This is a genomic window from Arthrobacter sp. SAFR-044, assembly GCF_059414985.1.
Genome location: NZ_JBPFDN010000003.1, coordinates 67999 through 83578, shown reverse-complemented (window position 1 = coordinate 83578; position 15580 = coordinate 67999). Strand labels below are relative to the sequence as shown.

The window sequence follows — 15580 nt, the reverse complement described above, 5'->3', positions numbered from 1 at the left end:
TAGCTTGTACGTAGTCGTCTTCCGCGGCTGCGGGCCGAGCGTTAGGACCAATTCCAATGAAGCTCAGAAAACTTCCAGTCCTGCCAACCTTCCCCACTGTAATATCTGTTTCCTTGTTCGCGTTGTTGCTGGCTGGATGTAGCGCCCCCGCTGCCTCTCCGCCTCAGAATAATTCGCCCACAAGTTCCGGGACCGTGACGCAACAACCGACATCAACCAGCCCCGTTCCCAGTTCCCCGCCGACGACAGCGGTGCCAACTTCATCCAGGCAGGCCGCGCCGATGTCCTGGCCCGAAGTCGTGGCCGACGTGCGCACCGGGGTGGGACAACTGAGCGTCACAGGCTGCTCCGTCAATTCCACGGGCACCGGATTTTTGGTCGCTCCCGATCTTGTGGTGACAGCGGCCCACGTCGTTGCCGATGCTGCAGCTATCAGCGTCGACTTCGACGGCACGTCAGTGGGTGGTGTGATCTTGGGATTCAACGAGCTTGCAGACCTGGCACTGGTTCGCTTGGAAACCGAAGCGGCGGGCCATCAGTTCCAGTTTCAACTTTCCGAACCGCCAATTGGAACTGAAGTCGCAGCCCTCGGCTTTCCTCGGGGAGAGTCGCTGACCCTTACCCGCGGAGTCGTCAGCGGGCTGGACCGTGATGTGAACTTTGGAACCGGCGTGATCGGCAACATGCTGCAGACTGACACCGCCATCAACCCAGGGAACAGCGGCGGCCCCCTGCTCGACGTGAAAGGCAAAGTCGCAGGAGTCGTCAGTGCAACCAGGAAGGACTCGGAAGGAATGGCCTATGCAGTCACCGCGCCGAGAGTCGCCGAAGCGGTATCAGAATGGCAGCAACGGGCAGTACCGATGGCCCCCGTTGATTGCGGCAGGGCCCCCGCGCCGAATTCCGGCATATTCCCCATGAAAGTCAGTTCGAATCATGATCAGGCCAACAACATTGGCCAAGCCTTGTTACTGCACGGCCAAGGCATCAACCGCGGCGCATACGCTGCGGCATTCAAGCAGTTCACGCCCGAACTGGGGGCAAGTTTCGGTGGCGAGGCGAAGTGGAGTGAAGGACTCGGCTCGTCTTACTGGACGGATCTCGACGTCGTCAGCGTGACAGGGGCAGGAGATGCCCTGCAAGCAAACGTTCGCCTGCAAACACGGCAGGACGCCGGCCATGGAGTCGATGGACAAACCTGTTCCAATTGGCGAATCTCGTACACCATGAAGTGGGACGGCAGCGGCTGGCGCATAGCCGGGACTTCCTTGCCTCAAGGCAAACCGCAACCCTGCAACTAGAACCGCCGCCACGAGAGTCATTGGGACGCCGACAGCGAGGAAGACGAAGAGCCGTCATAGGTTGCGGCGACAAAGAGGATCAAACCGATGAACCAGCCAGAGCAGGCCCTTCAACGTGAAGAACCGGCGCCAGCTCACACCTTGAAGTACTTGGCCTCCGGGTGGTGGAACACGAATGCGTCGGTGGACTGCTCGGGGTGCAGCATGAGCTCGTCGCTCAAGATGACGCCCATGCGCTCAGGCTTCAGCAGCTCGGTGACCTTGCGGCGGTCCTCCATGTCGGGGCAGGCGGGGTAGCCCAGCGAGAAGCGGGCGCCGCGGTAGTCGAGCTTGAAATACCCTGCCGTGTCCTTGGGCTCCTCGGATGCGAAGCCGAGCTCCTTGCGGATGCGGGCGTGCCAGAACTCGGCGAGCGCCTCGGTGAGCTGCATGACCAGGCCGTTGAGTTCGTAGTAGTCGCGGTACTGGTTGGCGGCGAACATCTTGGAGGTAAACTCTTCGATCTTGGAGCCGGCGGTGACCAGCTGCACGGGCAGCACGTCGATCTGGCCGGACTCGCGGGACTTCACGAAGTCGGCCAGGCACAGGTGCCGGTCGCGGCGCTGGCGCGGGAAATCGAACCGCAGGCGGTCGGTGCCGATCGGGCCGCCCGAACCACCGTCCGGGGCGAGCAGCCCCGCCTGCCCCAGGACGCCGTCGGGATCCTCGCCGTGGTGCAACACCACTACCTGTTCGCCCTCGGAGACTACGGGGAAGTAGCCGTACGCCACGGAGGCGTCCAGCATGCCTTCACCGAGGATGCGGTCCAGCCAGTAGCGCAGGCGCGGCCGGCCTTCGCGTTCCACCAGTTCCTCGTACGAGGCGCCGTCCTCGCCGCGGCCTGGCTTGAGGCCCCACTGGCCCATGAAGGTGGCGCGCTCATCGAGGAACGCCGAGTAGTCGTGAAGCGAGACGCCGCGGACGATGCGGGTGCCCCAGAACGGCGGCACGGGCACGGGGTTGTCGCTGGCAACGTCGGACCGGCCGGGCATGGCTTCGGGTTCGGTGACCGTGAACTTCGCCCCGCCCTTGTGGATGCGCTTCTTCAACGGCGGCAGGCCGACGTCGTCCGGTGATTCACCGCGGGCAACGCGCACCAGCGGTTCCATGAGGGAGAGGCCCTCGAAAGCGTCCTTGGCGTAGCGGACCACGCCGTCGAACTGCTCCGCGAGGTCCTGCTCCACGTAGGCGCGGGTCAGGGCTGCGCCGCCCAGGATGACGGGCCACTTCTTGGCCAGGCCGCGGGACTGCAGCTCGGCGAGGTTTTCCTTCATCACCACGGTGGACTTCACCAGGAGCCCGGACATGCCGATCACGTCAGCATTGTGCTCCTCGGCGGCGGCGATGATCTCGGCGATGCCCTGCTTGATGCCGATGTTGACCACTTTGTAGCCGTTGTTGGTGAGGATGATGTCCACCAGGTTCTTGCCGATGTCGTGCACGTCGCCGCGGACGGTGGCGATCACCATGGTGCCCTTGCCGGAGGAGTCCGACTTCTCCATGTGCGGCTCGAGGAGGGCTACTGCGTTCTTCATGACCTCGGCCGACTGCAGGACGAAGGGCAGCTGCATTTCACCGGCGCCGAAGCGTTCACCCACCACCTTCATGCCCTCGAGCAGGTGGTCGTTGATGATGCCCAGCGGGGTCATGCCTTCGCTGCGGGCCAAGTCCAGGTCCGCTTCGAGGCCCTTGCCTTCCCCGTCGATGATGCGCCGTTCCAGGCGTGCGCCCGTGGGCAGTGCCGCGAGTTCGGCGGCGCGCTGGTCCTTGAGCGCTGCGGTGTCGACGCCGGCGAACATGTCCAGCATGATGGCGAGCGGATCGTAGGTGGTGTTGCCGTCGGCGTCGTATTCACGGCGGTCCCAGACCAGGTCCAGGGCCACCTTGCGCTGGTCTTCCGGAATAGAGGCGAGCGGGACGATCTTGGCGGCGTCAATGATGCCGCTGGTCAGGCCCGCTTCGGTGGCCTCGTGGAGGAAGACCGAGTTCAGGACGATGCGCGCGGCCGGGTTCAGGCCGAAGGAGACGTTGGAGACGCCGAGCGTGGTGTTGATGCCGGGGTACTTGGCGGTGATCTGGCGGATGGCCTCGATGGTTTCGATGCCGTCCCGGCGGGTTTCCTCCTGGCCGGTGGCGACAGGGAAGGTGAGGCAGTCCACGATGATGTCCTCGACGCGCATGCCCCACTCGCCCACCAGGGAGTCGACCAGGCGGGAGGCGATGGCCACCTTGCCTTCGGTGGTGCGGGCCTGGCCCTGCTCGTCGATGGTCAGGGCGATAACCGCGGTGCCGTGTTCCTTGACCAGCGGCATGATGCGGGCGAAGCGGCTGTTGGGGCCGTCGCCGTCCTCGTAGTTGACCGAGTTAACCACGGGGCGGCCGCCGATGAGTTCCAGGCCGGCCTGCAGGACGGGCGGTTCGGTGGAGTCGATGACCAACGGGAGGGTGGAGGCCGACGCGAAACGCGAGAGGATCTCCTTGACGTCGGCCACGCCGTCGCGGCCCACGTAGTCGACGCAGACGTCCAGCAGGTGGGCGCCGACGCGGATCTGTTCGCGGGCGATGTCCACGCAATCGTCCCAGCGTTCTTCGAGCATCGCCTGGCGGAAGGCCTTGGAGCCGTTGGCGTTGGTGCGCTCACCGATGGCCAGGTAGGCGGACTCCTGGTCGAAGTTCACGTGCTGGTAGAGGGAGGCGACGCCGGCCTCGCGCTCAGTGGGGACGCGCGCGGGGGCGGGCTTACCGCCGTTGGAGGCAACGGCGTCGTCCGCGGTCTTGCGGGTGCGGAAGGGCGCAAGGCGTTCGACGACGGCGGCCATGTGTTCCGGCGTCGTACCGCAGCAGCCGCCCACCAGGCCCAGGCCGAATTCGCGCACGAACTGCTCGTGCGCGGTGGCGAGTTCGGCGGGCGAGAGCGGGTAGTGCGCGCCGTTGGCGCCGAGGACGGGCAGGCCGGCGTTGGGCATGCAGGCGATGGCGACGGAGGACTGCTTCGAGAGGTGGCGGAGGTGTTCGCTCATCTCGTCCGGGCCGGTGGCGCAGTTCAGGCCGATGGCGTCGACGCCGAGCGGCTCCAGGGCCGTGAGTGCGGCGCCGATTTCGGAGCCCATGAGCATGGTGCCGGTGGTCTCCACCGTCACTTCGACGAAGATGGGCAGGCGGATGCCCTTGGAGACGATGGCCTGCTTGCAGCCGTTGACGGCGGCCTTGGTCTGCAGGAGGTCCTGGCTGGTTTCGATAAGGAAGGCGTCCGCTCCCCCGTCGATGAGGCCCTCGGCCTGGAGGGCGAAGGTCTGCTTGAGGTAGTCGTAGCTGGTGTGGCCCAGGCTGGGGAGCTTGGTGCCCGGGCCCATCGAACCGAGGACCCAGCGCATCCGACCGTCTGTTGCCTCTGCTGCCTCGGCGCGTTCGCGGGCGATCCTGGCGCCCTTTTGTGCGAGCTCCTCGATGCGGTCATCGATGCCGTAGTCGGAGAGGTTGGACCAGTTAGCGCCGAACGTGTTGGTCTCCACGGCGTCGATGCCGGTGGCGAAGTAGGCGTCGTGGATGTCCGCGATGACGTCCGGCCGGGTGTCGTTGAGGATCTCGTTGCAGCCCTCCAGGTTCTGGAAGTCCGTGTCGAGGGACAGGTCCCGGCCCTGGAGCATGGTGCCCATGGCGCCGTCGGCAATGACCACCCGGTGGTTCACGGCGTCCAGGAGTTCCTGGGAACGGGCGGGGCGGGGGACGGACTCGATGTCCAGTGCGAAACGAGGCATTTAAACAGGTTACGGGCGGGGGCGCCTGCGGTGCGCTGTGTGTCCGTGTACTACGGTGGCTGTGCTGGGATCTAAGACGGGTCCGGGACGGTCTTGTAGCCCTTTAGTCAGTCCTCGAGGACGGCCCGAGCGGCTGCAGTGTCGTGGAAATCGGGCGACTGCTGTTCCTGTTCTTCGATCTTGCGGCGGTAAAAAATCGTGGGCCGCTTGTTTCGTGATCCCCAGTGCTTCGCCGATCTGGGCCCATGTCGCGCCACCCTCACGGGCAGATTTCATGACATACCAGCGCCTGGCCGTGAGCAGCTCGACTGCCTTGGCATTTGCCCGCAGGGCCTCTAGCGCGGCCACTTCCGATACCTCCGTCAGAAAATGTGCTGCAGCTTCCCGCGCCTGATCGCTGGCTATGGAGGAAAAGCCAGGCGACGACTCGCCACGGTTGAAGTCTTCCCAAACTTTGAGCAGCTCATGGACGTCACCGCTGTTGAGAGCCCGCTCCACTGACTCCGCATCCATGGCGTCAAGGTAGCTTGACGTCCCTCGAAGGTCAAGGGGAGGTGCCGACTCTTTCTAAAGTGCGGCAGCTGGCGCCGTCACTTCCTTGTCCCATTCGGCGACTATGCCTGTCGCTGGGGGGGAACGCCCTGGCAGGTTGAATTATGGCTTGGTATAGAGCAAGCGCATCTACATCTCTCGCGTCGACAGAAGCCTCAGCATTAGGGCCGATAAACGCGATTCCCTAAAGGCCGCTTAGCGCCCCGATGATCCTTCGCCCCCGCCCGGTGGCGCGGACTCACTCCGCGGCGGCGACCCCGAGGTCAGCGGCGTGGCCGTTGATGGTGCGGGCCAGGTCGATGTCGCGGCTGGTGATCCCGCCGACATCGTGGCTCGAGAGCGTGACGCCTACCTCGGGATAGGTCAGGGTGAGGTCGGGGTGGTGGTTGGCCTTCTCGGCGGAGGTGCCGATGCGGTTCACGAGCTCCAGCCCGGTGGAGAACTTCCGGGTCTTGAAGGTGGCGGTGAGGGCGTCGCCGGTCATGCGCCAGCCGGTGAGCCCGGCTTCGGTGAGCTCGGCGGCGGACAGCTTCCGCTGGGGATCAGTCATAGTGTCATCATGGCTCCCGAGGGCCTCCATGGCTACCCCGCGGGCACCACGCCTCCAGCGGTGATTACAGCGCCGGCCCGCTGGTAAAAAGTCCGCAATCCGCGGAATGCGGCCTTTTCGTCTAGCTCCCCCAGTGCCTGTCTAGAGCCGATAGCCGACGTTTCGTCATCCTAGGGGAGTGGCGCCTTTCGCATGCGCACATAGAAGCCTCTGACTCTGAGCGGTGGTGCTGTTTCTTGTCCGAGGAGATCAGATGGATGGTTATGGGTGACCAGCGTCAGATAGCCCGAACCCTATGGCGATCTGGCACATATCGACCTGTGGATCTTTGCTGGAACCACAGCGGGTTCCGGGACTAGCCAGGGGGTAAACCTCGCGTGTACAGGCCGGGGTAGTCGATGATGAACCCGTCAGGATCGACTTTGATTTGGCAGTTGAAGTCGCTGTCCAGTGACTCATAGAGGTATAGATTGACGGATGTTCTGGTGTACGCCTGCGGGTCTGGCAGCACCCGGAGCGAGGGGACGTCGATATAGGCCGTGGTGATCTCTGCCCGGGACCCAATGGCGAGGTTGAGTCGCCGAACCGGCAGAGTGTTCGTGAAGGGGCTGAATGCCAAGTCGATGTCAATTGCGCCCTCCAGGTCGGGGCGTAGCTGGCCATTGACGCTCCAGGTTCCGTCGCTCCTCCGCTGGACCTCAAGTCGCCGATCGTCGTGACAACGCAGCGTAAGCTCACGAAAGACCCACTGGCCATCAAGGGTTGCCTCGTAGTCGCAGCGCCCCTCACGGGAGGTGATGATGGATCGAGCCTGGAGTTTTCTGCCCATCGTGAACTGGAGACGTTCGATGCTGCGCGTCTTGATGCCGTACCAGGTGTAGCCCACAGTCAACCTCTCCCTCCGCTTCCGTGATAGCAACAGTCTCTATCGAAGTTGCAGGACGGGGTAGTCGTAGGAACACCTAGCCGGGGCGGCTATCAGGACCAGCACGCACAGGGGAAACATTGGCGGGCGCCGGCTGCATCTCACTGCCGCGTGGAACCACAAAAAAGTAATGGACGAAGGCAGTGAAAACCTCGCCCGGTACCTGAAGGCGCGGCTGGTCAGCAACGAATCACGTGAACTAGAGCCCGGGTCCCCGGAATCGCTTCGCTAGCGGACACCGGGCGGGATCAGTGGAAGAGCCATTCCAACCCTGCCGTCGCGCTCTTCCAGCCATTGGCTGGTGTGTAGAGAGCGAGGACCATACCTTCACCAAAGCCAACTCTCCTGTCCGGGGCCTGTCGCAGGGCCGCCCTGATGCATTCCAGGCCCTGTATTGCACCGCTCGCCTTGACGATGGCGTCAGGGATACTCGTCCCTTCCACTGTGAACCAGCCAACGCTTCCCTTGGTCGCGTATTCGAGGAAAAACGGTGCGAAAGGGAGTGCGTCGGTGGCCTCAGGCGGGCGCGCAGAAGGGACGACAGCCGGTTCTTTGGGCATCTCTGGCAACTTTGCTTCTCGAAGTGATACGGGAGGCCCCCAAAAATACGGTCGGCCGGTCACGGCCCGGAGTATGTCGGCCAGGATCAGCCACTGCCCGGGGCAGCATCTTGACGCAGTGTGGGCTGGCAGGCACGGGCCTTGGGGGAGGGACCGCCTGCCAGCCCCGCGTCGCATCCGCGGGGATCGGATACGAAGCGACAGCCAAAACGCCGTGCAAAAATTCTGCCAACCCGACGGACCCCTAACATCCGAAGTTCCCGTTGAACGGGATAATTAGAGTCGGCGGGAACTGAGGAGGCTTTCCGGGCGCGGCTCGCTGACACCGGTTGCATGTTCGGACTTCATGGCTGCGGATATTGCGAACGAGGCTGACCGTAGCACTGCTACTGTCAGCGGGATCTGGGCGTCTTCTTCGGGGATGACCGCTGTCAGTGCGGCGGGAAGCCCGTCAGAGTCGTCACCGAGGACAGGAACGGAAACCGCGATGGTTCCTTCGGTGACGATGCCTGGACGGGTGAGGTATCCCGCCTGGCGGGCCTGCGCCAACACCGGCCGCAGGTTTTCACCCTCGCCGGGCGTTGAGGCGAGGAACGACTCCTGGTAATCAGGGGGCTGATGGGCGAGGAGAACCAGCCCCGATGGCGTACTCGTCAACGGCAGGCGCGCCACCTTCTGAGTGATGTTGGTAGCCGTCGAACCGCGTGATATCCGCTCCAGGTACAACGTCTCACCTTTATCCAAGACCGCGAGGGTGATTTGCGCCTTGAGTACTGCGTGCACCGATTCCATCAAGGGAACGGCAGCGTTGCGTAAACGCACGAACGCCTCTGTCGGTCCGGGTGCACCGCGCTGCCGGATGAGGGGTCCGGGACAAAGGAGCCCGTCGGCGGTTCGTTCCAGGAAACCGTGGGCCAGCAGATCAACCACAAGCCGCTGGGCCGTGGACAATGGAAGACCGGTCCGTAGCGCGACGGAGGTCAGATTCAGGAATTCGTGGTCGTGGTCAAACGCGGCAACGATGCGGGCAAGCCGGGCGACCACCGACTCACCGCTCGGCGAATTAGCCATACGAGCTCAACCCTCCAATGACGACAGCAACGAATGGAATCCGGCCCCGTTCCTAGTCCGTGCCCACGACAAAAAATCGTGCTTATCAGCCATGGCCCCAGTATGCCCCGCCATTACCGGCGGCACGAAGACTCCAGGAAAAGACTGTCCGGCATCCTGACATGCCCGGTCCTTCGCGAGAGGGCAGCACCGGATGCCGCCAATTAGGAAACTAGCCTTCCGGGTACTACTTTTGCTTCTGGCCAAGCGCACGTTTCCCCCAATGTGTGGTGCAGCTAAGAAGGACCCTCGCGGATCGAGTCAAGGACGCGAGGGTCCTTCGCTACCGGCGCCTGGGGAGTCGCCGCGCAGGGGCGTGCAGTTCTCCTGCTGTCGGCGTCTCTGCGATGATCGGCAACGCCACGGTCACGGGAACCGGACTCGGCTCCCAAGGCAACCACTACATCTACAAGGAGAACGGGCAGAGCATTTTCAACCCCGACGGGAGCGCCACCGCCCAAGTTATGGTCTGGCTCATCAGCAAAGGGTCAGGGCTCGACAGCCGGGCCTTCTTCAGGCTCACGGTCTTCCCGGACGGAACATTCGACCTCACGACCGACGCCTCCTGCCCTGCCTGAGCCGCCTGTCCGGACGTTCCAGGGACTGCGATGGCAATCTCATGCAGGCCAGTGCGAACTCCTTCTTCTAGGGCGCTGAAACCCCGGGCGGGGCTTGCTTCTAGCTCAAACGCTCATCGCTCCATAGATTGGCCGTCCGAGACCGTCGCTTGGTTTAAGAGCTTCTTGACTCACGACACGGTGACCAGCTGCCGGCCAGCCCGAACACTCTGCCGTTGCGCCATCGGACTGTTTGCTAGTGAACAGGTCGTTCCGAACGTTAACTATTCCGCCCCATTTCGTGAGCTCCACGGCACATTGCTCGCTTACACCGCGCAAGATTGGAGAGGTGCCTCAGTTGGGCTGAGGCTCTTGACCCAACGAGCTTTAGAACACTACGGACTGAGAATTCCTTACCTCGATGGACTTCTTGAAGCTTGTACCACAGCAATGACCGGAAAAGAGGACGCGTTGCTTCCGAGATTGGGTGGATCCTCGCTGGACGTCGGCTCGTCCCTCCACCTCGGAGATGTAGCGTCGAAGACATCGAACAGAAGTGGGCTCTAGTTGATCTAGCGGATGCCTTCGCCACAGAGGAACTGGTCCAGTATTCAAGCTGTGCTCTAGGTTTCCCGACTCAGGTGACGAGCCGTGAACCTGCAGCCTCTTGGTTGTGTAGTGTCTTGGAGGGCTTAATCCTCGAACGTCTCGCTTCGGGTAAGTTGATTGCTGCGGCTCGTACTATGCGTCTTCGAGGTCATTTGTTCGGCAACTCCGACAAGTTCGGCGAGTCGTTTATGGATACACTTTCGATTCACGCACGAATCCGAGGAGGCTTCGGTGCCGTGGCGGTTCTCCTACCGGATGTGGACATTTCCGTGCGTGAAGCCTGGATGGCGCGTGAGGTCTTCCTGCCGACAACACTAGAGGTGATGTGGGCAGCGGCGTCAGTGAGAGCTCCGAACTGGTCCCCCTTCTTTGAGTCAGAGAGTACTTCGCGTCTACCTCATGGTGATTCTGGCAGGGCATAGACCCAATTTTTTGCGCTTGGCTTCTGAGCAGCGCTACTGCATGTCGGTCGGTGACCGACCAAGCCCTGCTGCTGTGCGGGGCGATGCAGCCACGGAAACCATTCCCTGTTAGCAATTCTGGAGGGTTCCGGCCCGGGAAGAGCCCTCCGGGATAACAGGATGCCCGGGCGGTCTACACCCAAACCTGACGTCAGAGTGAGCGGACAGAGACGTAATTCTTGATACTTCCGCCTCTAGGTCTCAGACCAGAATCTGACACAACGTGTGGATCCACACCTACCCAAGCTCAACTGAATGGAATGAAGCTGCTATCGTCCAAGTCTCTACGAAGGGGGAATAGCCGAATGCAGGCAGGGGATTGGGTATCACTTGGGGCTGCAGTCGTGGCAGTTGTGGCATTGATCTGGACAAGGGCACAGGCACAATCAGCAAAGATGCAAGCTGAGTCTGCCAAACAGCAAGTAGCCCTGGCGAAGCGGCAGACCGAGATCCAAGAACAGCTCTACCGCGACCAGCAGCAGCCCTATCTGTGGATCGATTTCCGGGTTGATCCGGTTTCCTATTACCTGATCGATCTCGTGTTAAAGAATGAGGGGCCCACCGTTGCAACCAATGTGCGAGTGACTATGGACCCACCTATCCAACGCTCGTCCGCCTTCACGATGGACGAGAGCCTTCTGGACCTCCCGGGCTTCACAAACGGGTTCGCCTCGATCCCGCCTGGCCGGGAGATGAGGTGGAGTCTGGGGACGCACGTCGAAATTTTCGAAGAGCGTACTTTCCACCGGCACACAGTGACGATTGCATTCGATGGTCCCTTCGGGCCAGCGGAGCCGCTTGTCTACGTCCTGGATTATGCAGACGCAAAAGCGATGTCACTGCGCGACCCTGGCAACCTAAAGTCGATGACAGAGGCGCTCACTAAGGGTAACCGGGAGCTTACGCGAATCCTCGGCCGCGTCGAGCACGCCCTTCGAACGGACGACCTGCAGGACTAGCAGACGGACACGATGCAGGTATCCACTCCCCCAGCCTTACAGAATCTGCATTATCGGCGTGCTGAAATGGACGGGGGAGAGGGCTTCGAAAGGGGCTTCGCCTGATTTCCAACCGACACGCCTCTAGGACAATTGGCGACGGCTTTAGCGAATTGCGGCTCGATTCCAGCCTCGGGAGTGGCCCGGAAAGCGGGCTCGGGCTGAACGTCGAATAGGAATCAGATGTGGCAGCGGTTCGTCCGTGATGGGGAGGAAGAACGCGCCTTGACGCAGGCTCCCGTTATCTCTGGCTCTTCGTGGGCATCCGTTTCTACCGCGTGCTCGGGCCGTGGGAAGTACATTGGATGTTCTCCAACTTCTCTGCAGCCAGGAGGGAGGCAAGTTCTTCAGTTGGGCCGCCGGCCCAAACAGACCAGAAGAACGTCCCGACAGCGAGGGCTGCCATGGTCAGGATGTCAGTTTGATTTCCCAGCGCGGGCTCGCCTAGGGGGCCGAACTGTCCATAGTAGGCAATAAGGAGCGTCGTCAGGAAGGTGACGACTATCCACAGGCCGCCGCGGATGTGACCCCGCCCCTTCGTGTTGCTCGACAGGTACAGGCCGCCTAGAAATAGCCCAGCGACTATGACCATGGCGCTGAAATAGATGGGGAAAGACCATGAGCCCGGGGCTTGTTCCTGGTTCCGGGTGAACAACCAGCCGCCGGCGGCCGCTACCCAGATCCACGCGACAGTGAAGCCTGCGGAGAGCAGCCAGCTGGGCAGAGGACGGCTCCACCCGCTCCGAACGCTTGCGTAGCCGCCGTAGAGCGGAAGCGCGAAGAATACGACGGTGAAAAGGTTGATGAGAGAGACCCAGCCGGCGAAGTAGATCAGCAACAGGCTGGCTACGTATCCGGCGAGGGCCCAGAAGGTGGCGGCCTTGAGCCGGAATGGGCGTGGGAGCTCAGGTGCGGTGCGCCGAAGGACAACGAGCACTGGCCCACCCATTAGGTAACTCAGTGTCAGGGCGATCGAAACCTGACCAACGAAGGAGTACCAGCTTGGGGCCGGAAAGAAGAAGAACATCCCCAGAGCTGTGCATATGGCCAGCGCCACGATGGGTGTGCCGAACCGGTTGATCCGTTGAAGTGCTTTGGGCAGCTCCCCATTTACCGACATGGAGTACGTGGACCGTGCGCCAATGCCCAGCCACACCCAGCCCGTGGCCATTGGCGAGAGTGCTGCGTCCGAGAGCAGGACCACGGAAAACCACGCGAAACCGGCGGCGGTGACGGCGTTGAGCAACGGCGCGGAAGCCCAGTGGCTTCCAAGGAGAGCGTGCCAGTCCCCTGACGCTACGTTGGCCGCGTCCCAGTTCACGGCTCCCACGAATCCGATCTGCAGAAGTATGTAAATCACCAGGGGAATCAACAGTCCTCCGACCACGATGGCGATCGGGATGTTCCGCTGTGGATTGATTGCCTCGCCGCCGAAGTCAAGAATCTGGCGGAGGCCGGAGTAGGCGAACACGATGCCGCCGCTGGCAAGTGCGCCGAGGATAGCGCCTGCACCTTGAGGGGCGAAGCCACCGCCGATGGTGAAGTTCGCGGAGGAAAAAGCGAAGAACATCAGCGTCGCTGCCACGAGTGGGATCACGAGCTTCCAAATAGTGATGTATTTGTTCGACTCGCTCAGGACTTTCGCGCCAAAGGAATTGAGGATGAAGAAGACAATGAGGAGCCCGAAACCTGCCACGATTCCCCGGGGCCATGACAGGATCATCGTCCCGTCGCTTTCGGTGAGGAGTCCTAGTTCAGGCCAGTTGCCCCCGACGTACGTGAGGATTGCCTGGACTTCAATAACGGGCAGTGCCAGCGCCGCAATCAGGTAACCCCACCCGTTGAACCAACTCAGGAATGCTCCGTGGGTGAGTCTGGGGTAGCGGACGCCTGCGCCCGAGCGCGGGAGCATGGTTCCCAGCTCCATCCATGCCGCTCCGATGACGCCGAAGAAGACGGCGCCCAGTACCCAGGTGATAATCGAGGCAGGTCCGGCGATACTTGCTGCGGCGAGGGTGGCCAGGAGCCAGCCGGAACCGATTTGAACGCTGACAGCAAGCGCGATCAGGCCGAAAAGTCCGATCTGCTTCTTCAGCTGGGCGTCGCTCGCCTCATAAGCTTCCCTCATGGGCGCATTATTTTTCGAGTGTCCATATGACTCCTTTGTCCTACCAGTATCCGGCTTCCGGACTTCACGCGATGTAGACGTTTCAGCTGTCGATTCGGCTTTGACTGCGCTTGCTGGCTGGCTTTGTTCCTGGCACTTCCCCTGCCGCCGCTTTTGGGGTCGGTTGATCCGGCCGTTCCAGGAAATGCCAAGGACGTCCTTCCGGCGTGGAACGTCTTTCAGGTTTATAAGAAATGGCGGTCCTGGGGTGCGCCACGGGAGGCGCGTCTAAGGAGTGCCATCTGCGTGAGGTCGTCGACGACCTGGTTGACGCGGGTTCTCCGGGCCTTGCTGCCGAGGGAGCGGCGCTGTTTGCCTGCGGCCAATACACGGGCCTGTTCCCGAGCGGTGGGAATCGCGTCCGTCCCCGGGGCGTGTGTAAAGGGATGGTAGAAGAGCGGCAGATTCGATCTGTCCTGCTCGTACTCAGACATTGTTCTCACGTTTTCAGTCCATTGTCGTCACGAAACATGGTGCTGCCTATCGCAGGGATAGGCAGCACCACAAGGATCTACGTCTCATAGGCACCCTGGGCCTAAGAGCACGCCGGCCCGCAGATTTTTTCAGTGTGTCATGGCGGTGAAAGCCTGATCGTAGATGGCCAGCGCCTGCTTCACCTCATCTGCCGTGACGACGGCGGGCGGCACCACGTGGAGGCGGTTGTCGGCCAGGAACGGCAGCAGGCCCAGGCGGAGCAGTTCAGCCTTGAGCCGGCCCATGTACTCTGCGTTGACAGGGGTGCGGGAGTCCCGGTCCTGGACGAGTTCCAGGGCCCAGAAGACGCCGCGGCCGCGGACTTCTCCGATGACGCTGTGCTTTTCGGCCAGTGCGAGCAGGCCGGGTTCGAGGTGGTCGCGGCCGATCCTGGCGGCATTGCCGACGATGTCTTCTTCTTCGAAGGCTTCGATGGACGCCACCACCGAGGCCGCGGCGAGCGGGTGCCCGGAGTAGGTGAGCCCGCCGGGGAAGACCCGCTCATCGAAAGTGGCGGCGATGTCGCCGGAGATGATGACGCCGCCTACGGGGACGTAGCCGGAGTTGACGCCCTTGGCGAAGGTGATGAGGTCCGGGGTGACGTTGAAGGCGTCGAAGGCGAACCAGTCGCCGGTGCGGCCGAAGCCGGCCATGACCTCGTCGAGGATCATCACGATGCCGTATTCGTCGCAGAGCGCCCGGACGCCTTCGAGGTAGCCGGGTGTGGGGACCAGGATGCCGGCGGTGCCGGGGACGGTTTCCAGCAGGATGGCGGCGATGGACTGCGGGCCTTCGGCCTGGATCACCCGACGGAGGTGGTGGAGGGCGCGCTCGGTTTCCTGTTCGGGGGTTTCGGCCCAGAACTCGGAGCGGTAGAGGTAGGGGCCGAAGACGTGGACGTGGCCGCGGGAGTATTCGTTGGGGATGCGCCGCCAGTCACCGGTGGCAACGATGGCAGCGCCGGTGTTGCCGTGGTAGGAGCGGTAGCGCGAAAGGACTTTGTCGCGGCCGGTGTGCAGGCGGGCCATCCGGATGGCGTTTTCGTTGGCGTCTGCACCACCGTTGGTGAAGAACACCTTTTCCATGTTGGCGGGTGCGTGGGACAGGATCTTGGCTGCGGCGGTGGCCCTGACGTGATTTGCGGCCGCGGGTGCCACGGTGGCCAGGGTGGTGGCCTGCTGGGCGATGGCGGCTATGACTTTGGGGTGCTGGTGGCCGATGTTGGTGTTGACGAGCTGGCTGGAGAAGTCCAGGTAGGTGTTGCCGTCATGGTCCCAGACGGTGCTGCCGGATCCGCCGGCGATCGCCATAGGGTTCAGGGACTTCTGCGCGGACCAGGAATGGAAGACGTTGGCCCGGTCGAGGGCTACGACGTCGGCGTTGCTGAGGGATACAGCGGCCGACGTCTTGGCGTCTGCTGCGGGCAGGAGTGCCTGGTTGGCGACCATGGCGTTTCCTCTCGGTAAGTGGAATGGGAAGTTCCTTCATCATCCGCTTTCCGTCAGGGCTAGTGCCGTAT

9 protein-coding genes are annotated in these 15580 nt (G+C 62.5%); 3 read left to right on the top strand and 6 right to left on the bottom strand.

Annotated elements, in window-relative coordinates; translation table 11 throughout:
• Window positions 1-281: 281 nt before the first annotated feature.
• A complete protein-coding gene (locus ACR65J_RS05465) occupies window positions 282-1301 on the top strand; it encodes a S1C family serine protease (RefSeq protein ID WP_440166795.1) in 1020 nt (339 codons plus the stop codon).
• Between the two features lie 134 nt (window positions 1302-1435).
• Here ACR65J_RS05465 and metH read toward each other — a convergent pair whose 3' ends face one another.
• The 4 genes from metH to ACR65J_RS05445 all read right to left on the bottom strand — a co-directional run bounded on the left by metH (window position 1436) and on the right by ACR65J_RS05445 (window position 8756).
• A complete protein-coding gene (gene metH / locus ACR65J_RS05460) occupies window positions 1436-5098 on the bottom strand; it encodes a methionine synthase (protein ID WP_440166793.1) in 3663 nt (1220 codons plus the stop codon).
• Between the two features lie 790 nt (window positions 5099-5888).
• Entirely contained in the window at window positions 5889-6200 is a 312-nt protein-coding gene (locus ACR65J_RS05455) for a 4a-hydroxytetrahydrobiopterin dehydratase (protein ID WP_440166791.1), read from the bottom strand.
• Between the two features lie 355 nt (window positions 6201-6555).
• Entirely contained in the window at window positions 6556-7086 is a 531-nt protein-coding gene (locus ACR65J_RS05450; RefSeq protein WP_440166789.1) for a putative glycolipid-binding domain-containing protein, read from the bottom strand.
• A gap of 875 nt (window positions 7087-7961) precedes the next feature.
• Window positions 7962-8756 (bottom strand): IclR family transcriptional regulator, encoded by a 795-nt coding sequence (locus tag ACR65J_RS05445; protein ID WP_440166787.1) that lies wholly within the window; start codon window positions 8754-8756, stop codon window positions 7962-7964.
• Between the two features lie 386 nt (window positions 8757-9142).
• Between ACR65J_RS05445 and ACR65J_RS05440 the strand changes: the two genes are divergently transcribed.
• Together ACR65J_RS05440 and ACR65J_RS05435 are read left to right on the top strand one after the other, a co-directional pair.
• A complete protein-coding gene (locus ACR65J_RS05440; protein ID WP_440166786.1) occupies window positions 9143-9373 on the top strand; it encodes a hypothetical protein in 231 nt (76 codons plus the stop codon).
• A 1354-nt stretch (window positions 9374-10727) separates the two neighbouring features.
• On the top strand, window positions 10728-11381 hold the full coding sequence (locus ACR65J_RS05435) for a DUF8453 domain-containing protein (protein ID WP_440166784.1): 654 nt from the start codon (window positions 10728-10730) through the stop codon (window positions 11379-11381).
• A 310-nt stretch (window positions 11382-11691) separates the two neighbouring features.
• Here the strand turns inward: ACR65J_RS05435 and ACR65J_RS05430 are convergent, their stop codons facing one another.
• Together ACR65J_RS05430 and ACR65J_RS05425 are read right to left on the bottom strand one after the other, a co-directional pair.
• Complete coding sequence (locus tag ACR65J_RS05430; protein ID WP_440166782.1) at window positions 11692-13548, bottom strand: APC family permease; 1857 nt, start codon at window positions 13546-13548, stop codon at window positions 11692-11694.
• Between the two features lie 602 nt (window positions 13549-14150).
• On the bottom strand, window positions 14151-15509 hold the full coding sequence (locus ACR65J_RS05425; protein WP_440166780.1) for an aspartate aminotransferase family protein: 1359 nt from the start codon (window positions 15507-15509) through the stop codon (window positions 14151-14153).
• Window positions 15510-15580: the final 71 nt, after the last annotated feature.